The sequence below is a fragment of the uncultured Virgibacillus sp. genome, from assembly GCF_947495635.1.
Classification (GTDB): domain Bacteria; phylum Bacillota; class Bacilli; order Bacillales; family Amphibacillaceae; genus Virgibacillus; species Virgibacillus salarius.
The window spans coordinates 26,120-50,690 of sequence record NZ_CANMAB010000017.1; the positions used below are offsets into that span (position 1 = coordinate 26,120).

The window sequence follows — 24,571 nt, forward strand, 5'->3', positions numbered from 1 at the left end:
CTTCCAATACAATAATCGTATCATTAAGTATAGTGAATGAAAATAGAAAATTATAGCAGGTGATTAAAATGAAGAAAATACTTATCCTCCATACTGGCGGGACCATCTCAATGGTTGAAAATAAAGAGACAGGTGCAGTAAATACAACTAGCCAGCATCCACTAACAGATTTAACCCACCACTTAAAAGCATATGCAAATATCGATGAGCGTATTGAGCTTTCATTACCCTCACCACAAGTAACACCGAAGCATATGTTACAATTAGCCAAAATAACAGAAGAGATGCTACCGTTCTATGATGGTATTGTAATTACACATGGAACAGATACATTGGAGGAGACTGCCTATTTTATTGATCTTTTACTCGATACTGATAAACCAATAATAATAACTGGTGCAATGCGTTCAAGTAATGAAATTGGTTCAGATGCTCTATACAATCTAATTAGTTCAGTTAGAGTTGCTGTATCCGATCAGGCGTCTAACAAGGGCGTGTTAGTAGTTATGAATGATGAAATTCATACGGCTAAAAATGTGACGAAGACTTCAACTAGTAATGTAGCTACCTTCCAAAGCCCACAATATGGGCCGCTTGGAATAATTACTAAAGACTCTATTATTTTTCATCACACCGTCATTAAACGATATGCTTATCCAATTAACCAAATTGAGAAACAGGTTTTTTTATTAAAAGCTTATGCTGGTATGGACGCAACAATCCTTGAGGCTATTCATAAAATAAATCCAGACGGTATTGTAATCGAGGCATTAGGGCAAGGAAATCTTCCAAAAGAAACAATTGTACCAATACAGCAAATGGTCCAGCAACATATACCTGTAATTTTAGTATCTCGATGCTACCAAGGTGTTGTACAGGCTACATACGGATACGATGGCGGCGGAAGACAATTAAAGGATATGGGAGTTATCTTCGCGAATGGCTTGACTGGTCCAAAGGCTAGAATTAAATTACTCATTGCACTAGAAACAACTAAGAATATGGCTGAATTACAATATATCTTTGAAAATGAATTTTAGCTTTCTACAAGTCAGGAACCTACATTGTCGGAACAGAACATAATAACCCAAAGCCGAACGAAGAGGTAGTTACCCCAGAAGTTAGACTTTTCACACTAATTTCTGGGGGCGTACCAATCCATTCGGCTTTTTCTACTCAAAGCTATTTTATGGTAGTCTAGGAAATGATAAAATTTGCCCATGTGGATAAAAGGGGCGTGTTGAGCAGCGTCCTTCAACTTACACACAGTGCCATTATTTTATAATTTCTTTCCTGTTCTTGTTCGTCTATAGAGAGGCGAGCATTGATGTTGTTCCCATCCTCAACTTTTGCTGTGGATTGATTTTGCAATTGCTTCTCCATGGAAACGTCCATTTTCAATAAAGATTTTATTATTATTAAATCCTGCTGCAACTACGCCAGCTATATAAATACCGGGTATATTAGTTTCATAATTTCTTTCATTAAACCTCGGCATCCCTGAATCTTTATCTATTTCTACTCCCATAGAAGTAAGTAAAGAAATATCAGGTCGATATCCTGTCATTGCAAAAACATAATCATTCGGGATAGTTTTAGTTTCCCCATCCACTTCATATACAATCGCTTCCTCAGTTACGTTACAAACCTTACCATTAAAGATCATATTCACTTCTTCTTTTCGAACAAGTGAATCAAATTCTGGCAAAATCCAGGGCTTAATACTCTCCGAATAATTACTACCTCTATATATAACGGTTACTTCTGCACCTGCTTTATGCAATTCAAGTGCTGCATCTACGGCTGAGTTCTTTCCACCGATCACTACTACACGCTTTCTAAAATAAGGATGACCTTCCTTGAAATAATGCATCACCTTATCCAACTCTTCACCTGGAATGCCCATCATATTTGGTTGACCATAATAACCAGTAGCAATTACAACATTATCTGCTTCATACTCTTGTTTTTCGGTTCTCACATGAAATCCATTATTCGTTTTCTTAACGGAGGTTACCTCTTCAAATGTATTTATACGTAATTGCTTACGCTCCGCAACAGAGCGATAATAAGCTAATGCTTGATTGCGGACTGGTTTGTGCTTTTCGGTAATGAAAGCTACATCGCCTATTTCTAGCTTTTCACTTGAGCTAAAAAAGGTTTGATGCGTTGGGAAATTATAGATAGCATTGACGATATTTTCTTTTTCAATTACTAGTGGACGATATCCAAATTTTTGAAGTTCAATAGCACAGGACATACCACAAGGTCCAGCACCTACGATAATAACTTTTTCTTGTTGCATGAATAAAACACTTCCTTCTAACTAGAATTCCACGAGAATATTCACGAATAATGAGAAAAACTCTTACCTTACTTACTTGGATAAGAGTTTTCCGTCATTAATCATCTACTCATGGTTTTCTTTTTTATACCCAGCCGCGGAATCTCGAAGCCTCAGCCATTTTTCGAACACCAATCATATATGCAGCTAAACGCATATCTACTCGTCTCGTCTCAGCTGTATTATAGATAGAGTTAAAAGATTTAACCATAATTTCATGAAGTTTCTTATCAATTTCTTCTTCTGTCCAATAATAACCTTGATTATTTTGAACCCATTCAAAATAAGAAACAGTTACACCACCTGCAGAAGCTAATACATCGGGTACTAACAATATGCCTCGTTCACTCAGTATTCGTGTACCTTCCATTGTGGTAGGTCCATTTGCAGCTTCAACTACAATGCTTGCTTTGATCTTATCAGCATTCTCTCCAGTAATTTGATTTTCAACAGCAGCTGGTACTAGGATATCACAATCAAGCTCTAATAGATCTTTATTTGAAATTGTATTATTAAATAATTTGGTAACCGTTCCAAAACTGTCTCTTCTATCCAGCAGGTAATCAATATCAAGTCCTTCTGGATCATAAAGAGCTCCATATGCATCGGATATACCTACAACTTTCGCACCAGCATCATGCAAAAATTTAGAAAGAAAGCTTCCCGCATTCCCAAATCCTTGAACTACTACTCTTGCTCCCTTAACATCTATTCCTTTTTTCTTTGCAGCTTCGTTAATACAAATTGTAACACCTTTCGCAGTTGCAGATTCCCTACCGTGTGAACCTCCGAGAACAATTGGTTTACCAGTTATAAACCCAGGACTATTAAATTCATCAATACGGCTATATTCATCCATCATCCATGCCATAATCTGAGAATTTGTAAAAACATCTGGAGCAGGAATATCTTTTGTAGGACCTACAATTTGACTGATAGCTCGTACATATCCTCGACTTAATCCTTCTAACTCACGGAAGGACATTTCACGGGGATCACAAATAATTCCACCTTTTCCTCCTCCATATGGTAAGTCTACAATACCTGCTTTTAAACTCATCCATATAGATAATGCCTTCACTTCTTTTTCTGTTACATCCGGGTGGAATCTTACCCCGCCCTTTGTAGGGCCTACTGCATCATTATGCTGTGCACGATACCCAGTAAAAACCTTAATTGACCCATCATCCATACGAACTGGAATTCTTACTGTCATCATTCTGATCGGGTCTTTTAACAACTCAAAAACTTCATCAGGGTAACCCAATTTCTCCAATGCAGTTTTTACAACAGTTCGTGTTGAACTTAATACATCCATTTTCTTATTCGTGTCTTTGGTAGAGTCTGCTGCGTTATCGGCTACCATGAATTTACCTCCTAGAATATCTATAAATATTTAGTAATAGCTGTACTCAGAGATTAGTATACACCTTCACTACAAATATGCAATAAAATCACTTCATTTTTTATAATAATTATCCTCTTGTCGGAATTGACTGATTATTCTTATGCAAAATAAAAGAAAACGCTTTACTTTTTCAAAAAATAATTGCCGAAGCTCTCTATTTTAGCTGTAAATTACTGTAAAAGCTTCGGTATATATTTTTGATCTAATTAAGTAGCACATTAAAGATTAAAAGCACTTTTTTCTTCCACTTCTTTGTGGGTATATTTTCCTTCATATCAATTTATTTAAATTTAGCTCTAATTTGTTCGACCGCATGAGATGGAAAAATTATCTTACCATACTCTTTTAAGCGATGTGACGTTATAATACTTGGATAGGCATATTCTGACATGACAGCTATAATATCTTCACGGTTATGATTCTCTAAATCATCATCTTGAAGTAGCATATAATATGTGCTATCCATATGATAAACTTGGCCGCCTTCTATGGATAGTGCGGACAAATTATTAGAAACATGTATGACATCTTCGAAATCTAAAAATGAGAAAAGTAGCTCTTTACTTTCATCTAACGTAACTTTCATCTCAATGAAATCATCATCCCAATGCAGGGTTTCGATATTTTGAGTTACAATTACATGCATCCCTTGCGCCTGCATTAAATGCACTTGTACCAGTAGCATGCCTTCAAGTTCAAAACCCAGCTCCGAGCTTGCTTCATACATCATATCACTAAATAAATTTCGGACACCTGATGCATCATACCATAAATCCTCTTTCGTAAATCCTCGTTCAATTAAATCATCAAATGTCAAAAAAATTGTAAACTGATTATCGGACACTCGTTCAATACGCATATAGCATCCTCCTTTATGAGCTGTATTTTCATTTACAAACATAACTCCATGCTATTTATAACATACGTTACTAAGCTGCACAATACAATATAATCATTCTATTGTAGTTCTTTTATACACTATATGCTAATGGAGTTATTCTTGAACTTGACAACGTCACTTTTACGTTAATTTTTCAAATGTAATCACATGACATTGAGAATTGGTTCCTAATCGAAAAGGTAATGATGAATAACCATATCCTTCACTAATTAATATCTTCGTATTTTTATATTTATCTAAGCCTCCGCGTTCATATGGTCCAACTCCCATTATTCGAATTTGTCCTCCATGTGTATGCCCCGCTAACGCAATATCAATTGATTGTAACTCTTGATCAGATAAGAGGTAGAAGGCCTCAGGATCATGGGTGAGTAGAATCATAAAGCTTCCCTGCGCGCCCTGCATCGCCAAATCTAATCTCGGCTCTCCATATGTAAAACAATCTAGTCCAAGTATGCTAATTGTTCGATTACCCCGAATTATGGTATCATTCGAATTCGTTAAAATGATTACATTTTCTTGTCTAAGCATTCGTTCTAATCGATCTGGTTGTGCTTCATAATCGTTATTTCCCCAAATGAAATAAATAGGTTGTTGCCATTTTTTTAAACGCCTAATATTTTTTATTGTTCGCTGCAATGGTACAAATTTTTCTGTAATGTCTCCACCAATAATGATAATATCAATAGGTTCTTTTATTTTCTCAATCGTTTTTTTATTTATTCTTCGACGATGAATGTCAGATATAAAAAAGATACGAAAATTAGTGAATTGGTCTGGAATTTGCTTATCTGTTACATGGTGATACAGCAATCTATCGTGATGTGCTAAAAAGATCATTCTAAAAACAAGAACCAAACCCGCACAAATAATTATCCCAAGAATAGCCAATCTCTCATACCCCTTTACGTTTACCGTTAGCTAAAAGATCAACCTGTTTTATCCCGCATATAACTGGCAGTAAGCACCCTCTTCAAACATTTAAGTGAAACCAAGGATGGGTTAGTGAGGGGGCAACTGCCAGTAAATGTCCGATTGGTTCTACTTACCATCCGTAGGGAAAAATAAAACCCCACGGATGGAAGTTTCACTTTATCCCGCATATAACTGGCTGTAAGCCCCTCTTCAAACATTTAAGTGAAACCAAGGATGGGTTATGAGGAGGCAACTGCCAGTAAATGTCCGATTGGTTCTACTTACCATCCGTAGGGAAAAATAAAACCCCCCACGGATGGAAGTTTCACTTTATCCCGCATATAACTGGCAGTAAGCACCCTCTTCAAACATTTAAGTGAAACCAAGGATGGGTTAGTGAGGGGGCAACTGCCAGTAAATGTCCGATTGGTTCTACTTACCATCCGTGGAAAATACAAAATCCCACGGATGGAAGTTTCACTTTATCCCGCATATAACTGGCAGTAAGCCCCCTCTTCAAGCATTTAAGTGAAACCAAGGATGGGTCATGAGGAGACAACTGCCAGTAAATGTCCGATTGGTTCTACTTACCATCCGTAGGGAAAAATAAAACCCCACGGATGGAAGTTTCACTTTATCCCGCATATAACTGGCAGTAAGATCCCTCTTCAAACATTTAAGTGAAACCAAGGATGGGTTAGTGAGGGGGCAACTGCCAGTAAATGTCCGATTGGTTCTACTTACCATCCGTGGAAAATACAAAATCCCACGGATGGAAGTTTCACTTTCTTAGTTAATGGTGCTATCCATGACATTATTCATGAGCTGTGGTATATCTCCCCCAAATAGATAGTATACCCCAATTAGGATTATGATTAATAGGAATATAATTAAAATAAATCGTCTGAATGGTAAACTTATTTTTATATGTGTATGCTGCTTTTTATTTCCGTGAACTTCTTTGCGGGGAGGTAAATTAAGGATATCTACTTCCCTTTGTTCAAGCTGTACTTCTTCTGATTCTATAGATTTATTCATTTCAGGATCTTTAATACTTTCTACTTCATTTAATAATTTCCTTAATTCTTCCGCCTGATCTTCTTGTTTGCTTAATTGCTGGCTCATTGTTTCCACACCTCACTTTTAAAACGTATAAATAACCCCAGTAAACTATCTATTAGAAAATGAGTAACAATGGTTACTATTAAATTTTCGGTTACATAGAACAGATACCCAAGATAAAAGCTAACAATGACTACGGAGATAAGAAGTACAGGTTTTTTTAGGTATCTAATGTGAACGACTGCAAAAATAATGCTTGCACTTATGTAACCAAAGGTGGTTTGCAGCAAACCGCGAAAAAGCAATTCCTCCGCTATAGCTACTAGCAATGCTATAAAAAAAATAAAGAAAATGGGCTGCTTATGGAATAGTTTGTAATTAATACCACCATCATCATAATACGTTGTAGGAAGGATGACGATTAGTATAATTTCAATTCCAGCAATTAATAAACCAGATAATACCCCATAAAAAACGATTTCTGAAAAATCCCAGCTAAATAATTCACGCCATTGCTCTTCAATAGGATCGAATACGAAGACACTTCCAATAAAAGCAATAAGAAGTAATAGAAGCTGCGATATAACTAGGTGCTTCCGTAACGATTTATCTTCCATCTGTAATATCAATTGTTCACGTTGTTTCATGTATATCTCCATGTAAAAGCTTTTCCTGTAATTTTTCTCTCCATGTTTTTGGTTCTGTACGTTTGATTGTCGTCTGTACCGGATTCCATTCATCCCAAGAAAATCCACAATTGCTACAACATAGAGAAGTCGGGGTTGCATAAGATGTCTGGAACTCTTGGTATAAATGCTTGCGAAAACACGCTTTTTGCTGAATCCAATGAATCATTTTTGTTAGCTTCTGTTCTTTTAAATGTGTACGACTGTTACGATGTTCAATTATTTTGTGCAAAGCACGCTGCCAATTACGTTGATCATAAAAAATACGATTTTTTTTAATAATACCATGTTTTTCTAATTGATACTGCATAAATCGCCACTGTACTTCATTCATTTGAAAAATCCCCGCTCGTTCGTCCATCTGTTCTGGTAAGCTTTGATTTGATGAAAATAACGTGAATAGTCGTTTAAATACAGAAGTGATATCGGATTCCAATGGCAATTCTTTCTTTATTATATTCTTCGGCAAGTGAATGTCTTTTATGGAGAATAATAGTAAACTTATACTTTGCTCACCATCTCTCCCTGCTCTTCCCACCTCTTGAATGAATGCTTCCATTTGTGGAGGCATGTGGTAATGAATAACCAAACGTATGTTAGACTTGTTTATCCCCATTCCAAATGCACTAGTGCAGCAAACAATATCTAATTGATTGTTCATAAATTGCTGTTGAATGGTAACTCGATCATGCTGTTCCATTCCACCATGATAAACAGCTATTTGATAGGAAAGCTTATTAGATAGCTCATGTGCTACGTCTTCAGCCACTCTTCTACTGGAAAAGTAGATTAGTGTTGGAACTCGGTATCTCTTGAATAAACGAGCCATCGTATCTAGTTTTTCGCTATCATCATTTACATGCTGGATATAAAACGCAATATTGTCTCGATCCATGTCATGAACATGTTTAATCGTTCCTTTTCTACCTAATGCTTCAATAATATCTTCTTGCACTTTTGGTGTGGCGGTAGCACTCAAAGCTAATACTGGTGGATTTCCATAACTTTCTATACTCTGACTTAACTTTAAATAATCTGGTCTAAATTCATGTCCCCATTGCGATATACAATGCGCTTCATCGATAACAAATAAGCTGATTTGCAGCTGACGAAGCTTCCTTTGTAGCTTATCCTGTTGCAATAGTTCAGGAGATAGGTAAATTAATTTATATGTATGTAGTTGATTCCATACAGTATACCGTTCAGACCTATTCATAAAACTGTTAATAGCAACTACCTGCTTAAAATTCATAGCCTTTAGATGTTTTACTTGATCAATCATTAAAGATATGAGAGGTGACACTACAATTGTTACTCCATCCAGCAGTTTAGCTGGAAGCTGATAGCAGATCGATTTGCCAGAACCAGTTGGTAATATGCCTAATACATTCTCCCCCCGCATAACATCTTCAATTATTTCACGTTGTCCTTTACGAAAAGCATCATATCCAAAATGCTTCTTCAACTCATGTCTTAAATTTAATTGATTTTCTACATTATTCACCTATTTTCACTCCATGGTTTAAAACTGCTAATACTAATCGAATTTGAAAATAATCGATACGATTAGGAACATGTTCTTTAATTACACTTAATTTATACGAATTAGTTTCAACATGAGCATTAATAATTTCTTGTTGATCTGCTTGGGATACGTACTTTTCTATAGGGAAATGAACGTCGTACAAGGCAATTTCCACAATATGATCCTGAATCGTATTTATTTTAAGATTTCTGATACGTGCTATCCTCTGCACCGGCATTCCGTTTTTCAGTAATTGATAAGTAGCTTGAGCTGTCTTTGTTAATGATGTATTCGCTGATAAATCATCTGCTATACTGGCCAGATAAGGGAAACAATCTTTTTCTCTTTCAACGGTTTCCAATATATAGTGTAAGTAAGCTGTAATTTGGAGCTGTATCTCATCTTTTTGTACACCATACTGCTGTGCTAATTGATAAACACTTTTGCCAAAGTTCTTATACCCTGTTAACCGATCAACAAACATTTCGGCAACAATATCAGGAAATCGGCTAAGCAACATTTCTAATTCCTCATAGAAATGTAGTAAGACCTTTGATCGTGTTGGCTTTATTTTTATATAGTACCACTTCACCCATACTTCCACTTCCTTATTTTCAATTACAGGGATAAAGTTAAAATTGCTCATCCTACTATTTATCAATGTTTGGAGTAATAATCGTAACCTATCGAAATAAATTTTTTCTAACCCGGCAAAACGAAAACCGTTCAATAATTTTAACGTTGAGCTTTCTCCCACCTCGTTTAATCGCCTGCTTCCTACAGGAGTCAGTTTATATATTTGTTTTTCTTCATTACATATCCTTAAACAGTCTTCCTTTATTAAATAACGTATTTGTTTTTGGAAAACCGCTTTATCCAAACTGGGATAAACACCATAAAAACTTTTTAATTGGTACATGTGAATATCTTGTACAGTCTGAATCGATTTTTTACCTGTTATAATGTGAAAGATAGCTGATATGGATCGCTCTTTGTTTAAATATGAGGTGCTCGTCAAAATGATCCCATCTAGTATCATTTTTTTCCCCCTTTTTCAATCGATTCTTCAAACGATAACATTATAGGTAATGACACTATTTATTTTCCAGTTTACACTATTGCAGGAGAAAGATAGCATACTTCAAAGAGCTAGGAGATATAAATCATTGCAAAAGTAGATAGAGAAAATATACTGCTTGTGGTACAGTAGTCACCTGTGACTATGATTATGATAAGGCAAGTATCCCTTATGTTGGACATGGCGAGAATCGTGGCATTCTTCCATTACAAGCATCATCTATTAGATATTTACTAAGCTACATCTCACCTATCCAACCGTTTCGTAACTTCTGTTTACAGAAACTCTTTACAGTAGATAGACTATACATATAGTTTACAACAACCCAAACCATAGAAAAAGGGCTGTCCCAAAAGTCATGAAATAGGAGGTAATCCAAATAAATGCAAATAAAGAAGAAAACCGACCTGTTAAAATTATCACGATCGGTTTTTAAGATTTAAGACAGTGTCTTTATTTTTTTATTGGATTTGCGGCAACAGGTACCGGAATTGGCTTTGTTAAATCATATTCCCCTACACGTTCTATAGAAGCATTTTCAAATTGCACTTCCACATATCCATAGCTCTTGGCTGTCATTAATATTGATTCAATCATCGTTATTCCTTCTTCATTATTTGTCAAGCTAGAGTCATTTCTAAACTCCAACCGTAAAGACTGATCATTTGAATGGATCGAGAATTGCATATCTTTAGGAATCGTTCGCTCAACATGATACGATTCTTCACTTGTTTTTAGCTTATTAATCGCATCAACAATTGTTTCATGTTCCTCATTCGGTACTTGTATAAGCCTTTTTTGTGCTGCTTGATCGTATAATTTATAACTAAACGTTTTCGTTTCTTTTATCGACATTTCCTTCACTCGGCCCATCTCACCAAAGTCCACGTTATCTAAATTCCCAGTAAATTTAACCCTTTCTATTTGGTAGGGCTGAAACATTACAGCTAACATTCTCTGGAACATTCCAGTAGTAGCTGTACCATTACCAAGTGAAAAGCCATTCGGTAAATTTAAGCTAACTTGATTATTCTCCTCATCAAATTGGTACTTGATATCCCGGAATAAATAGATGTCGTTGTCTTGATTAGTGGTTGCTATCAACTGATCCAATTGATTATAAGCCTCATTTACACTTGAGTCAGGAACAATGAAGGTTAGAGGGATGATATACTGCATTTGTTTTTCTGCGACAGCTGCATATACGAGTTGATCTGAAGATTCCGTTTCATTAACAACTAACGAGCTATTCACAGTTGAACTATCTTGTTTCTCCAATATATTTCCTTGACCAGCCATGTCTTGCTCCTCTCCTTCTAAGCCTAAACCACTTTCCTCTTTGCTTTCCTGATTAAATTGCTTTACATCGTTAACGGATTTATCACTCATCTCTTGCTGGTTCCTATCCATGATCGACGGAGCTATCATGAAAAACAGGATAGCTACTGCTGTAACAAGGCCAAGTACTGGAAAAATTTTATGTGACTTTTTAGTATGTTGCGCAGAGGAAATACGTTGATAAATCTCTTCTTTAGATCGTTTATCTTCAATTTTAGGTAATTGGTTAAGTTGTTCAATTAAGTGTTTATCCCGATCATCATTGTGATTCATCTACGTTCTCCTCCTTCATCTTGATTTTCTATATATGTACGCAATGCCTTTAAAGCACGATGCTGGGTTGTTTTCACTTTACTTTCACTAAAATTTAATATTTCCGCCGTTTCCTTTATAGAAAATGACTGCATGTATCGTAAAATAATGACACTCTTTTGATCAATTGTACATTGATCTAAACAGTTGTAAATTTGTTTCAGTTCCTCACTCTGAATCGCTACTTCATCAGGCAATGGATGAACATCCTCGATTTTTTCTCCTTTTGTTGTCCAATCAAAAAACGTAAGTATTCGTTTTCTTTTTCTGTTTTGCGACCGAAAATAGTCAATGGTTACATGTCTCGCAATAGAAAATAACCAAGTTCTAACACTACTATCACCTTTAAAATGATGGTGTGATTTTAGTACTTTAATATATACTTCCTGAACGAGATCTTCAGTTGTCAACCTATCCTTTACCATATAAAAAACAAACTGATATAAATCTTTATGATACTTTTCATACAATTCCTCAAAAACGATCTCCATTAAGATCCCCCGTTCACCTTCAATAGTCGCTTAAACCAATAAAAAGGTTACATTCAATTATCTATAACTATAAATTGACAGGAGCATATGTGCAAGGATACACGACATAATTTTAAAGAGAACAAAAGCACAGGCGCCAGATGAGAAACGTAGCGACTGGAGCGAGTCAACGGAGATAAAGGAATCACGGTGTGCTGGCGAGTCGATGATGACTTAGATTAGGGTGATTCGTGAAGTCACCTAGCTTCTGGGCGCTGGAGCTGGACGCGGCTCAACACGCCCATCTTTATCCACTTGGGCTAATTTTATAATTTACGAGTCTATAAAAAAATACTGACTCAACGGTCAGCATTTTTCTTAGCAAATGTATCTGCTGCATATTTCTTTACTAAATAGCTAATAAAAGGATAAAAAAACATCATAAACACGGCATTACCAATTGCGTGGTTTGTATCAAATAAAAGACCACTAAAATAGTAAGCCCGAAACTCCCCACTTATCTGATAGTTTGTTAATGAAATAATCAAACCATAAAAATACCCACAAAAAATTGAAAAAAATACAATAAAAGGAAAAGATATGCGGGTGAAAACATTTCCGATAATTCCACTTATTAAACCGATAATCCCCCAAGCAACGGTTTGCCATATCACCCAAATCCCCATACCCAACAGCATATTAGAAACAAATGTTATAAGTAACGATAGTATTACAGCAGCACCCGGCCCCAAGATCAAACCAGTAATAATTATAATGGACGTAACGGGCTGTACATTTGGGATAAAAACGAAGGCGTATCTCCCAACAATAGCTAGTGCTGCTAAAATCGCTAATAAGGTTAATTTATATGGGTTCAATTACATCATTCCCAAGCTTGGAAATCAAAAACGACCTTATCATCAGGCTTTAGTTCATACTCAGCAGCACCTACCTTTGCCATTTCTCCATTAACTGTATAAATCCAGCCCTTCTTTTCTCCTTCTTTAGCAGCTACCCTTTCAATTGAAGTAATGAACGTACCATTCTGTTCTGTTTCAATGTAGAAGTTCTCCTCCATGACATCCATTAAGATATCACCTTCTTCAATGGGTACCTCCTTTTCGTGAATATATTCCTCACCATGATCTTTTGTAATGGTTATTAGGACTGTTTCTTCAGACTGCTCTGTGTTACTCCCTTGATTTTCTGTTGTATTATTTGCTTCTTTCTGTGTAGCTTGATCTGTTGAATCTTCAGTACCACATCCAGCTAATAATACAACAACCATAAACACAGCTATCAACCGAAACATCCATTGCTTCATTGTTATCCTCCCCATTCCTTCCATATTTGCAAACATATCATAACATAAATTTAACTTTCCTTGTTTTTCGGTATTTTAAAACTAAAGGCTGTACCTTGATTTATTTTACTATTCACATTAATGATTCCATTATGTGCATCAATAATATTCTTTGCAATGGCTAAGCCTAAGCCAGTACCTTTTTTCTTCTTATCTCTCGTTCTTGATTTATCGGCTTTATAAAAACGTTCAAAAACAAAAGGTAAATCTTCTTCAGGAATTCCGCTACCACTATCTTCAATCTCAACCTGAAGTCCATGTTCATCATTAGAAACTTTTACTTTAACAAATCCCTGTTCACTTGTATGACGAATTGCATTATCAATGAGATTTGTAAAAACTTGTTCAATTCTGTCTGGATCAATTTGTACATATGCTTCACTTAGCTGCTTATCTAGCGAGAGAGTAATTTGATTATCTAAAGCTAATCCATTAAATTTCTTTAGGATTCTCTCTACATATTTTTCTACTTCTACGGTTTCTAAATTTAAGTGAATATGACCTGCCTCCATTCGGGCAAGATCCAATAATTCATTGACTAGTCTTCCCATACGTAAAGACTCTTCATGAATGATTTGTGCGAGCTCATTCTTTTCTTCTTTTGATTCAGCTATATCATCTACAATGGCTTCACTATACCCCTGAAGCATCGAAATCGGCGTACGTAATTCATGTGAGACATTAGCAATAAAGTCCTCCCTAAGTTTATCCATTCTTCTTTCTTCTGTCATGTCACGAATCACGGCAACCGCTCCTCTTACATAGGATTGATCATATAATGGGGTCATTACCATTACCCAATTTCTACCTTGTAAACTAAGCTCGTGAATCGCTTCCTTTTCACCCTCTATAACTTCTTGTAAAATCTCATTTAATTCGCTAGGAAGCTTTCGTTCTTCTTGCTGATTTTGCATATTATTTTCATAATACCAATCTTCGATAAATCGTTCTGCAGGTGAATTTGTTACAATCATATCTCCACTACGGTTTAGTGTAATAACACCATCTGCCATAGAACTTACGATACTTGATAATTGTTCTTTCTCTTGCCGTAATGCATTTAAATGGAATTTCAATTGTCTGCCCATACGATTAAATGCTAACGCTAGTTCTCCAATTTCATCATGTGTTAGTATTGGGACCTTTGTATTAAATTCTCCTCTAGTTAAATCAAATGCTGCTTCACGCATCTTGATTAACGGGGAAGTTATTCTCGTCGATAAGAAAAAGGCAAAAATAGTAGTCAAAACAATTGCAATTCCTGCTGCAAGAAATATTCTTTTTGTCGTCTCTGCTTTCGTTTGATCAATTACATCTAACGATTGATATACAAAAACTGCACCCTCTTGGTTTTCTATAGGAATTCCAACAATCATAGCTTCCATTTGATTCCCTGGTAGAAAGAGTTGTTTTCTTACTTGCCTATTCGTGGTTAAAACTTCTGATAAGTCTTCTTCGCTTTCAATCCACTCTTTTTGTAATTTTAACAGATTTTTATCTTCACTATTCGACACCCATAGTTCCCCATCTTCAAAAACGATAGCAACTCTGCTCGCTGGGTCTTTTACACGTTCGGTCGTCTCCATAACATTGGACTTTTGTTGGGATTGAACAAGTACAGATACCTTCGTTGCTGTTTGGTGCATATCTTGCTCTGCTTCCTGAATATGAAAATCCTCAAAAAATTGTAATAGTAAAATAGTCAAAATAAACAATACAAAAGAAACTAGCAATAGGATGGTTATTGCTAGTTTACCAACAACACTTCGCCAAAACATTATTATTCATCCACCTCAAATTTATAGCCTACACCCCATACTGTCACGATCATTTTTGCTGCCTCTTTAGAAACATGATTCAGCTTCTCTCTTAATCGTTTAACATGGGTATCAACTGTCCGTAAATCTCCAAAGAATTCATATTGCCATACTTCCTTTAGCAAATGTTCACGATTAAATACTTTATCAGGAGATTTAGCTAAAAAACACAATAACTCATATTCTTTTGGAGTTAGACTTACTTCTTTTCCGTCAGCAGTTACTCGATGTGCATCATGATCAATCGTAATGTGTGGGAAGACCATAATATTTTTTGTCGCAGATTCTGTTTCATTAAACGATGAACTGGTCACCCTACGAAGGATTGCTTTCACACGTAATACCACTTCACGTGGACTAAACGGTTTAACAATATAATCATCAACACCTATTTCAAATCCTTGGACACGATTAGCTTCTTCCCCTTTTGCCGTCAGCATAATAACAGGTGTGTCTTTTTCTTTCCTTAGCTCCTGGCAGACTTCGATTCCATCCATTTCTGGCATCATGATATCCAACAGAATAACATCATAGTCATTATTTAATGCGAGCTCTAATGCATCCGTTCCATTTTCTGCTTCTTCCACAGTAAAACCATCACGCTCCATATACATACGTAATAATCGTCGAATTCTTTCTTCATCATCTACTATCAAAACTTTAGCTTCTATATCCATGCTAGTTGATCCCCCTTAACGTTACCTATTCTATTATGAGTATAAACGAAGATGTTCAAAAAGTATAAGAAAAAACAAGGCATCACTAGAAGTATAATGATGCCTTGCTATCATTTCATGTTATGCATAAGAGTGTAGCCCTGCAAGTACAAGGTTTACAACAATTAAATTAAACATAATGATTGCAAACCCAACCGCTGCTAACCAAGCGGATTTTTCTCCATGCCATCCTCTTGATAATCGTAGATGTAAAAACGCTGCATAGAAGAACCAAGTAATGAGAGCCCAAACCTCTTTCGGATCCCAGCCCCAGAATCTACCCCAAGCTTCTTCTGCCCAGATTGCCGCAAAGATTAGTCCACCTAAAGTGAAAGCTGGGAAGCCAATTGCGACCGCTCGATAACATATCTCGTCAAGTAGATCTGGTCTTGCATTTTTAAGTAACGGTTGGATTACCGCACCAATCCTTTTTCTGAAAACAAGAAATAATAAAAGATAGAGACCTGTACCGAAGATGAATGACCAAATAAGCGTGTTTAATTTTCTACCTGCATCAGCTCCATGCATCCATTCCGGTGTCTCAAACCACGGGTTCATGACATCTTTTGTAATTAATGTACTATCATTCGGACTAGCTATCGCCGGCATATGATATTCTACTTCAACAACATTATTACCAGTAGTAGGTTGTTCAAATGAAACATTGTAATTCATCACACTAAATAGGGTCGAAGCTAGTATAAATCCTACAAAGAGTATTAATGAATAAAGAATAACTTCTAATGAAAATGATCTTCTTGTAAGTTTGGTTTGATCAATTTGTCTTATTAAATAAATTAATCCCGCAACAAAGCTGATCGTTAATATTCCCTGTGCAAGTGACACAGTTGTTACATGTATATATAACCAATGACTTTGCAGTGATGGAATAAGAGGCGATACCTCGGTTGGGAACATACTCGCATACGCGATGATAATTAGTGCTACTGGTAGAGCAAACAAGCCCAGTACAGGAAGTTTGTAAATAAAATAAATAATGATAAACCCTAACACAATTGCCATACCAAAGAACGTCATGAATTCGAATAAGTTACTAACAGGAGCATGTCCACTACCCATCCATCTTGTGATAAAGTATGACACCTGTGCTAAAAAGCCAATTATTGCTAAAGTAATTCCTATTCTTGCTGCCTTTCCATCTGATTTCCGTTTACTCCCAATTGTAAAAGAGAAAAACACCGTTGCTATTAAGTAAAGGAAAAAAGCAGTATAAAGCAGCGTACTGCTTAATTCAATGAAATTATTACTCATATAAACCCTCCTTATAGCTTATTAGCTATTCATCCAGTTCTTGCTGATCTGAAACCATTTTTACTTTCGTACCTGCAATTACCTTTTCTATATCTTTTTTTACTCCATGCCAATTTTTGTTCGTATGTGCAGCTAGTAATATTCCACCATCTTTAGGACGAATCCAGATTCTCCGATGCTGCCAATACATTCCTTGTATAACTCCGATCATAAAAATTACTGCCCCAACCATGAAATACGGTAATGAGTAATCACGCCTAACACTTAACCCACTCACATCATGCATTTCAAAATCAGTAATTCCTACGTTGTAATCATTTTCACCTGTTGCATCAATATTTTTACCAATCCCTAAGAAGCTAATTTCTGGCTCTTCCCCGTTTGGAGGATGTACTAGCATAACAAACGCTGGATTTCTAGGATAATTCGTTTCTGAGGCTGGTACACCATCATCATCCAAATAATAATCTGGATAGTATTTATTAATTTCTACTCGAAAGCCATTTTCTAGCTTGTATTCCGACTTAGGGGAAGTTAAATCAATAGTAAACGAGCCCAGAGCCTTTTCATCAGGATCATCTGTTTTATGCACCTTAAACGACATACTAGTAAATTCGTTTAATTGATAGCCTGATTGATAAACAGCATAGCCATCAAATTTAACAGGCTTATTCATGCGAATGTCGTCCTCGATAATTTTTTCTAATTCAGGTTCTGCCCCAGTTACTTCTGGTTGCTTTGCCTTATAAATAATGACGTCAGTTTGGTAATTACTAGGTACTTCTCCCCCCTCTTTGGAGATTGCCTCTTTAAAGCGTGTATCATTCGGATCATGATTTTCAATGATAAAATCTTTATTCTTTATATAATATTCTTGATCTGTCCCTGGCAGCACGAGCTGTTCGCCCTCACGTATCCATACATATTCATCCATATAAAAAAGCGGAGTTGTTCGTAGCAAGGCTGCAAGTAAAATAATGATTAAACCGATATGATTAACATACGGACCCCATCTCGAAAATCTCCCCTTTTCCGCGAGAAGATGTCCATCTTCTTCTGTCATTTTATAGCGTTGTTTCTTTAAGCCTTTTTTAAGGGCAGCCCAGTCTTCAGAAGATACAGTTTCTGTTTCACTAAATAGCCGTTGCCTGCTTAGAAAAGTCTCATGCCGTTTCGCCCGTTGTTTTCGAAGTGCTTTAAACAATGGCACGAACCGATCGAGACTACAGATTACGAGTGATACACCAATCAAAGCGATTAAAATCATATACCACCATGAGCTGTATAGATTATGAAAACCAAGTTGATAGAATATTAATCCAAAAATGCCATAGCGCTCTTCATAAAAAATAGCGGGATCACGTGAAACTGCATTTTGAGGTATGTACATTTCTTGCGGAAATATGGAGCCAATCGCCGATGCTACTAAAGCAATAACAATTAGCCAAACCCCTACCTTCACCGAAGAGAAAAAGCTCCATATCTTATCCACTATCGATTTATTGTATGTTTGTGATCTGCGCGCGGTACCATCATAACGCATGTTAAGTAATTTTTTCTTATCATTGCCGTCTATGTGTTGGTTTCCTTCTATTGGTTTACCACATGCCTCGCAAAGCACAGTACCTTCTGGATTTACATGACCGCATTCACATTTAATTTTTTTCATTTAAATCTCTCCATAATTATAGACTCTGTTGCTATTTCGGCTCTATTTCCTGAAGGTATCCTTCTAATCGATCTAATGTTAAAGCACCGTTCACTACTTCTTCAATCTTTCCTTCTGGATTAATGAATACAGTACTAGGAATCGGACCTACTTTATACAAGTCCCTTACTTGTCCACTTTTATCAAAAGGAATAGGGAAAGTTAAATCATACTCTTCTATAAATCGATCGACAACCAATTTTGTCGAATCTAGACTGACTGCTACAATCTCTACTCCCTTCTCTTTGTATTTAGGGTACAATTTCTGCATATAGGGCATTTCGGCTTTACAAGGTTCACACCACGTACCCCAAAAATTAAGCATTACACCTTTTCCTTCTAGGTCACTTAACCGAATCGTTTCAGTCTCGTTGTTTTTATTAATTTGCTGCAACTGGAAATCAGGTGCATCGTCCCCTACTTTATAGATAATCTTATCCTCTTTTAGATTTGATATCACAGCAAAAACAACAGCAGCTACTAATATTGCTAAAATAACAGACCTAAAAATTAAGCGGTTTCGCTTTTTGCTCTTCTTCTTTTTTTTCATTTCTTCAAGACTCAAACGAATCAACTCCCAGAGTCATTATATCATTTTGCTTGCTATTATTTTTTGACTATTCTTCAACATTTTTTGTTGCCAAATTACGCATTTGCTTTACTTCCTTAGGGGTTAATGGGCGATATTCCCCTGGTTTTAATCCATCCAAGGTTAAAAGCCCATAATTTTCCCTCTTTAGCTTTAATACAGGGTATCCTAACCCATCCATCATTCTGCGTACATGTCTATTTTTGCCTTCACGTAAGGTTAGTTGCAAAATCATATAATTATTTTTCCTGTCGGTAGATAGTACGCGATACTGGATTGCCTTCAATAGATCACCATCTGAGCGTACTCCTTTTCTTAATTGAGCTAATTCCGATTTCTCTGGAGTACCTTTGACTTTTGCTATATATACTTTGTCAACCTCATAACGTGGGTGCATTAGAAGATTAGCAAATTCACCATCATTCGTTAGTATCAGTATTCCAGATGTATCATAATCTAATCTTCCAATTGGAAAAACACGCTCGTCTACTTCACCAAGTAAATCGGTTACCACTTTTCTTCCTTTATCATCTTGTAAGCTGGATATTACTCCTCTTGGCTTGTATAACATAAAATAAACTGGAGCTTCTTTTTCCAACGGCATACCATCTACCTCTATTTCATCATTTGCAGTTACTTTTGTTCCAAGCTTCGTCACTACTTTTTGATTCACCTTAACTTTTCCTTCTTGTATTAACTGTTCAGCTTTACGCCTTGAGGTTATACCGCTTTGTGCAATTACTTTTTGTAAACGTTCTTTGGAATTTGACATTTTATCACCATTACCTATATATTTTCAACCATTATAATAGCGTTAACAAGAAGTTAACGCCACTCTTAAGTCTTATCCAAATAATATGGATACAATAACGATTGATGCTATTATACCAATTAAATCAGCTAATAGTCCAACTTTCAACGCATATCGCATCTTTTTAATTCCAATAGCACCAAAATATATTGTTAAAATATATAGTGTTGTATCCGTACTGCCCTGCATCGTTGATGCTAACCTACCAATAAATGAATCGGGGCCGTGTGTATCAATTAATTCTGTTGTCATTCCCAGTGCAGCAGTACCTGATATGGGTCTTACTAAAGCTAGGGGAATGATATCGGGTGGTATCCCAACCATCGTTAACAAGGGGGATATCAACTGAATAAAAGCTTCTAGTGCACCAGAGCTACGAAGTATGGATATTGACACAATCATACCAACTAAAAAAGGAAGTAAGGAAAATGCCATTTTGACTCCTTCCTTTCCTCCTTCAACAAATAATTCATATGAGGGAACTTTCTTAAACGTAGCTGTAACCAAAACAATTGCGATAAAACAAGGGATTAACCAGGCGCTCACTGTCGTTATTAATTCCATCACTTATGTCCTCCACTTGCTCTTATAATGAAAAATACGATCAATTACTATGGCACTTAAAGAAGAAACCAATGTAGCTAATATCGTTGCCCCTACAATTTCTGTAGGAGAAACGGAATTGTACTGCATTCGAATAGCAATTACCGTAGTTGGTATTAACGTGAGGCTAGATGTATTTAAGGCCAGAAATGTAATCATCGATCGTGAAGCAGTATCATCTCCACTTAATTGTTTCATTTGCTCCATTGCTTTTATTCCCATAGGAGTAGCTGCATTTCCTAAACCAAATATATTGGCAGTAAAATTAGAAAGTATATAACCAATAGCTGGATGATCTTTGGGGATATCCGGAAATAACCGGACGACTATTGGACGAAAGAGCCTTGCAAGGATACTTAGAATACCTGCTTCTTCAGCAATTTTCATAATACCTAACCAAAATACAAGCACACTTATTAGCCCAATGGACAATGTTACGGCTTCATTTGCACTTTCGAAAATTGCCTCGTTAACCTTGTCCATTGTTCCATTTAGCATGGCGTAGAAAATTCCAACTAGTGCCATAGCAGCCCAAATCACATTTACCATTTGACACCAACACCAACTACTTGTTGAAGCAACGATATAAATGACTCAAAAATAGTTTTCCGCTGTTCTAATTTTTGTTCATTTCGTAATACATCCGTTTCGGCAATTTCTTTGCCATCTAAGTAGAATACATTTTTACCGATTCGTTCACTGGTTATTTCCGATGCATCCTTTACTATATACAATTGATTTGTTACTTTCGCTTTTTCTTTATCGGTTAGGGGGTACGCAATATCATCCTGCATATAACCGGACATTACTTTGGAACTTTCATTTAACTTAAAGGATATAGATTTCTCCTCTGCAATTTTTTCCATATCATAATTCGTAAACCCCCATTCAAACATCTGGATATGATCACGCCAATCATCTGGAGCATCTAATGTTACAGCTATAAGGCTCATTCCATCCTTTTCAGCGGAAGATACGAGTGTTCTTCCCGTTTTTTTGGTATAGCCTGTTTTTCCACCAGTGCAATAATCATAATATTGCGTTAATAATTTATTTTTATTTTGCCAGCTGTATGTTCGATTTTCTGACAAATACGATTGGGCACCTGTAATTTTTCTAAACGTTTTATTTTTCATTGCGTAGCTCATTAAGATTGCCATATCGTATGCAGAAGAATAATGGCTATCCGAATCAAGACCATGAGGGTTATCGAAGTGTGTATGATTCATCCCAAGCCATTTCGCTTTTTCGTTCATGAGATAAACAAACCCCTCTTCACTCCCGCCAATATGCTCACTTATAGCAACAGCTGCATCATTCCCTGATCGAAGCATAAGCCCATAAACCAGATCGTTAATTGTCATTTTTTCTCCCTGCTCTAAATAAATCGAGGAGCCCTCCGTGTATATTGCTTTTCGGCTTGTCTTTGCCTTCTCTTGCATTTTCCCTGATTCAATTGCAATAATCGCGGTCATAATTTTCGTAATACTCGCAATCGATTCTGGATCATGAGCATTCTTTTCAAATAATACTCTACCAGTAGATTGCTCCATTAATATCGCATTTTGACCAGATATTTCCGGCTTTGCTTGTCCAATGGAAGGGAAAAATAGCAAGATAATAAGTACTATTATACCAACTGTTACAATGCGCATAAGCAGGTTTCCTCCTACGGTGGTGTTGTCTATACAGTTTATGCATGTACAATTGAGATATGATTAAAAGAAACAGTTTCGCGTTAGATATTCTATTATGATTGACTTACATTATTGTTCTTTACTGGTTTTTAGGATTTATCCCTCATATAACTGGCAGTAAGACCCCTACTTCAAGTAATAAAGGAAAAGCAATATGGGAAAGTGTGGAGTCCACTGCCAGTAAATGTCCGATTGGTTCAAGGACCTTTAGGTCATACTCTTGTGGTACTAACCATCCGTAGGCGATAAACAAATCCCCCACGGATGGAAGTTTCTCTTTATTGAATATGCGATGTGAATTTATAGAGCGTGGGAAGGATTTACATGAGTGAAGAATTAGATATATATAGAAAAGCAAATGGGACGTCTGTATGCATGAAAGCTAATGGAAGCATTTCATATCGAACCTTTAGTAATGGAGATCCTTTAACAGTTCAAAAAAAGCCTAACACATTGAGGCATGGACAAAAGTACTTTATTTTTTAATCTGTTTACTTCAAAGAAGTTCTATCATCACTCCATCCAAAATACTTCACTTTCCGCGGGCATGGCTTCAACTTCCTCGCACAGCTAAGAACGCCCTCAAATGCATTAACAAAATACCTATGCCAATTGTTCATTAAAGGAACAGCAGTTTATAACCTACTTTTGTAATTTATAGATACTGCACATCAATTAGAATAAGTTCCACATTAGACTTTTGGCTTTTTTATACCTATTATTTACATTATTCCAATTGACAACATTCCACCAATTCTCGATATATGCTTTTTTGTCGGTTTTATATTGCAAGTAATAAGCATGTTCCCACATATCTAATACTAATAAGGGGATGATATCAGCAATTTGAAAGAATTGATGTTTTTCAAAGGACTGAACCCCTAGCTTTCCGTTCCTCGGGTTCCAATATAGAAGAGCCCAACCATCTCCTTCAACGGAGGTTGCAGTTTTGGTAAACAACGATTTAAATTGCTCCCATGTGCCAAAATCGTTGTTCAATTTTTGCGATAATTCACCTTCTGGCCGCTTTGTTGAATTGGGAGTCATATTGAACCAAAAAATGGTATGCAGTTGGTGTCCTGATCCATGAAAAGCTTGTTCCCTAAGCCAATATTTCATAAATTTAGCATCTGGCTTTTTAATATATAGTTCTTTCTCCGCTTTATTTAATCCATCGACATAACCTTGATGATGCTTGTCATGATGTAATCGCATTATTTCTTCACTAATGTAAGGTTCGAGCGCATTGTATGCATATGGCAGAGCCGGAAGTTTCCGTTGTCCATATGGAATTCCCTTATTTCTATTGTTTATTTGTTTCGAATGTTTGATATCAAACAAAATCCGCTCTCCTTCTGCATTTATTGCTGTTAAGTCATGTTGACTGATGAATTGTTCCGATTCCTTTAAGTGAAGAATGGTAGATTGCCAACTTCTTAAGCGTTCCAATATTTGTTCATTTTTGTCTTGCGATAGAGATTCATCTAACCCCCGACTTATGTCATTTCCCCAATCCATAAGATCATTTAAATATTGATGTACTGTATTATCCATATTAACCACCTCTATGTACCATATGCCCATTTGCTCTGTCTGTGCATATAGGTAAAGAGGACAGATTACTTATTAGAATGGTTTTTAATCGTTCGACATTCTGCTTCACCGCATAAGAAAAACGGAGCAAAATTCGCTCAGTCCTTATCACTACATGCTCAGATTTACGCTTTCTCTAGGGGCTGGGACAAAACCCAGTAAAATTAAAAGTGGTACTCGCCAATAATTTGGTGAGTACCACTTTTTTTGAGATTTATGTACGCAAAAGGGATACCTTCTGATAAAGTTAAAGTAACTACACAAAAACTTAGAAAAGAGGTATCCTTTATGTTTAAACATTATACCATGAATCAAGTCGTTTTGCCTTTAGATTTTGAAATGAAATTACAAGAAAATGATATC

General features: G+C 36.2%; 25 protein-coding genes. 2 read left to right on the forward strand and 23 right to left on the reverse strand.

Going from position 1 to position 24,571, the window contains the following annotated elements; all coding sequences use genetic code 11:
• Positions 1 to 68 precede the first annotated feature (68 nt).
• Positions 69 to 1,040, forward strand: coding sequence for an asparaginase (locus tag Q1A47_RS05935; RefSeq protein ID WP_026681035.1), 972 nt, complete (start codon positions 69 to 71; stop codon positions 1,038 to 1,040).
• 302 nt (positions 1,041 to 1,342) lie between these two features.
• On the opposite strand, the gene Q1A47_RS05940 is transcribed toward Q1A47_RS05935, so the two are convergent.
• From Q1A47_RS05940 to Q1A47_RS06045, 22 genes are all read right to left on the reverse strand, one after another.
• Positions 1,343 to 2,305 carry a YpdA family putative bacillithiol disulfide reductase gene (locus Q1A47_RS05940; RefSeq protein WP_026681036.1) on the reverse strand — a complete coding sequence of 321 codons (963 nt, stop codon included), beginning with the start codon at positions 2,303 to 2,305 and terminating at the stop codon, positions 1,343 to 1,345.
• Positions 2,306 to 2,429: 124 nt separating this feature from the next.
• A complete protein-coding gene (locus Q1A47_RS05945) occupies positions 2,430 to 3,710 on the reverse strand; it encodes a Glu/Leu/Phe/Val dehydrogenase (RefSeq protein WP_026681037.1) in 1,281 nt (426 codons plus the stop codon).
• Positions 3,711 to 4,032: 322 nt separating this feature from the next.
• Positions 4,033 to 4,611 (reverse strand): genetic competence negative regulator, encoded by a 579-nt coding sequence (locus tag Q1A47_RS05950; protein WP_026681038.1) that lies wholly within the window; start codon positions 4,609 to 4,611, stop codon positions 4,033 to 4,035.
• Positions 4,612 to 4,773: 162 nt separating this feature from the next.
• The gene (locus Q1A47_RS05955) at positions 4,774 to 5,493 is read right to left on the reverse strand and encodes a metallophosphoesterase (protein ID WP_205388520.1); all 720 of its coding nucleotides are present in this window, start codon (positions 5,491 to 5,493) and stop codon (positions 4,774 to 4,776) included.
• Positions 5,494 to 6,357: 864 nt separating this feature from the next.
• A complete protein-coding gene (locus tag Q1A47_RS05960) occupies positions 6,358 to 6,693 on the reverse strand; it encodes a hypothetical protein (protein WP_026681040.1) in 336 nt (111 codons plus the stop codon).
• A complete protein-coding gene (locus Q1A47_RS05965; RefSeq protein WP_026681041.1) occupies positions 6,690 to 7,277 on the reverse strand; it encodes a CPBP family intramembrane glutamic endopeptidase in 588 nt (195 codons plus the stop codon). Before Q1A47_RS05965 ends, Q1A47_RS05960 begins: the two co-directional genes overlap by 4 nt.
• On the reverse strand, positions 7,264 to 8,820 hold the full coding sequence (locus Q1A47_RS05970; RefSeq protein WP_026681042.1) for an ATP-dependent DNA helicase RecQ: 1,557 nt from the start codon (positions 8,818 to 8,820) through the stop codon (positions 7,264 to 7,266). The genes Q1A47_RS05965 and Q1A47_RS05970 overlap by 14 nt, the downstream gene beginning before the upstream one ends.
• Positions 8,813 to 9,880 (reverse strand): helix-turn-helix domain-containing protein, encoded by a 1,068-nt coding sequence (locus Q1A47_RS05975; RefSeq protein WP_166530089.1) that lies wholly within the window; start codon positions 9,878 to 9,880, stop codon positions 8,813 to 8,815. Before Q1A47_RS05975 ends, Q1A47_RS05970 begins: the two co-directional genes overlap by 8 nt.
• Positions 9,881 to 10,372: 492 nt before the next feature.
• Entirely contained in the window at positions 10,373 to 11,530 is a 1,158-nt protein-coding gene (locus Q1A47_RS05980; RefSeq protein ID WP_166530088.1) for a hypothetical protein, read from the reverse strand.
• The gene (gene sigX / locus Q1A47_RS05985; RefSeq protein ID WP_026681045.1) at positions 11,527 to 12,060 is read right to left on the reverse strand and encodes an RNA polymerase sigma factor SigX; all 534 of its coding nucleotides are present in this window, start codon (positions 12,058 to 12,060) and stop codon (positions 11,527 to 11,529) included. Before sigX ends, Q1A47_RS05980 begins: the two co-directional genes overlap by 4 nt.
• Before the next feature lie 338 nt (positions 12,061 to 12,398).
• Positions 12,399 to 12,917, reverse strand: a complete 519-nt coding sequence (locus Q1A47_RS05990; protein WP_166530087.1) for an ECF transporter S component — start codon at positions 12,915 to 12,917, stop codon at positions 12,399 to 12,401.
• A 5-nt stretch (positions 12,918 to 12,922) separates the two neighbouring features.
• A complete protein-coding gene (locus Q1A47_RS05995) occupies positions 12,923 to 13,363 on the reverse strand; it encodes a DUF4430 domain-containing protein (protein WP_121605081.1) in 441 nt (146 codons plus the stop codon).
• Positions 13,364 to 13,413: 50 nt separating this feature from the next.
• Positions 13,414 to 15,180 carry an ATP-binding protein gene (locus Q1A47_RS06000; protein ID WP_026681048.1) on the reverse strand — a complete coding sequence of 589 codons (1,767 nt, stop codon included), beginning with the start codon at positions 15,178 to 15,180 and terminating at the stop codon, positions 13,414 to 13,416.
• Between the two features lie 2 nt (positions 15,181 to 15,182).
• Positions 15,183 to 15,896 (reverse strand): response regulator transcription factor, encoded by a 714-nt coding sequence (locus Q1A47_RS06005; RefSeq protein ID WP_026681049.1) that lies wholly within the window; start codon positions 15,894 to 15,896, stop codon positions 15,183 to 15,185.
• Between the two features lie 120 nt (positions 15,897 to 16,016).
• Positions 16,017 to 17,207 carry a c-type cytochrome biogenesis protein CcsB gene (gene ccsB / locus Q1A47_RS06010; protein ID WP_166530086.1) on the reverse strand — a complete coding sequence of 397 codons (1,191 nt, stop codon included), beginning with the start codon at positions 17,205 to 17,207 and terminating at the stop codon, positions 16,017 to 16,019.
• A 25-nt stretch (positions 17,208 to 17,232) separates the two neighbouring features.
• Positions 17,233 to 18,876, reverse strand: coding sequence for a cytochrome c biogenesis protein ResB (locus tag Q1A47_RS06015; protein ID WP_166530085.1), 1,644 nt, complete (start codon positions 18,874 to 18,876; stop codon positions 17,233 to 17,235).
• Positions 18,877 to 18,907: 31 nt separating this feature from the next.
• Positions 18,908 to 19,480, reverse strand: coding sequence for a thiol-disulfide oxidoreductase ResA (resA, locus tag Q1A47_RS06020; protein ID WP_026681052.1), 573 nt, complete (start codon positions 19,478 to 19,480; stop codon positions 18,908 to 18,910).
• A gap of 52 nt (positions 19,481 to 19,532) precedes the next feature.
• Complete coding sequence (locus tag Q1A47_RS06025; protein WP_166530084.1) at positions 19,533 to 20,276, reverse strand: pseudouridine synthase; 744 nt, start codon at positions 20,274 to 20,276, stop codon at positions 19,533 to 19,535.
• A gap of 72 nt (positions 20,277 to 20,348) precedes the next feature.
• The gene (locus tag Q1A47_RS06030) at positions 20,349 to 20,879 is read right to left on the reverse strand and encodes a spore maturation protein (RefSeq protein WP_026681054.1); all 531 of its coding nucleotides are present in this window, start codon (positions 20,877 to 20,879) and stop codon (positions 20,349 to 20,351) included.
• A gap of 3 nt (positions 20,880 to 20,882) precedes the next feature.
• Positions 20,883 to 21,467 carry a nucleoside recognition domain-containing protein gene (locus Q1A47_RS06035; protein ID WP_026681055.1) on the reverse strand — a complete coding sequence of 195 codons (585 nt, stop codon included), beginning with the start codon at positions 21,465 to 21,467 and terminating at the stop codon, positions 20,883 to 20,885.
• Positions 21,461 to 22,573, reverse strand: a complete 1,113-nt coding sequence (locus Q1A47_RS06040; protein ID WP_026681056.1) for a D-alanyl-D-alanine carboxypeptidase family protein — start codon at positions 22,571 to 22,573, stop codon at positions 21,461 to 21,463. The genes Q1A47_RS06035 and Q1A47_RS06040 overlap by 7 nt, the downstream gene beginning before the upstream one ends.
• Before the next feature lie 145 nt (positions 22,574 to 22,718).
• Entirely contained in the window at positions 22,719 to 22,877 is a 159-nt protein-coding gene (locus tag Q1A47_RS06045; protein ID WP_205388518.1) for a hypothetical protein, read from the reverse strand.
• Positions 22,878 to 22,939: 62 nt separating this feature from the next.
• Here Q1A47_RS06045 and Q1A47_RS06050 point away from each other — a divergent pair, with 62 nt between their 5' ends.
• Positions 22,940 to 23,101, forward strand: a complete 162-nt coding sequence (locus Q1A47_RS06050) for a hypothetical protein (protein ID WP_166530083.1) — start codon at positions 22,940 to 22,942, stop codon at positions 23,099 to 23,101.
• Between the two features lie 189 nt (positions 23,102 to 23,290).
• Here Q1A47_RS06050 and Q1A47_RS06055 read toward each other — a convergent pair whose 3' ends face one another.
• On the reverse strand, positions 23,291 to 24,169 hold the full coding sequence (locus Q1A47_RS06055; RefSeq protein ID WP_166530082.1) for a superoxide dismutase: 879 nt from the start codon (positions 24,167 to 24,169) through the stop codon (positions 23,291 to 23,293).
• Between the last annotated feature and the right edge of the window lie 402 nt (positions 24,170 to 24,571).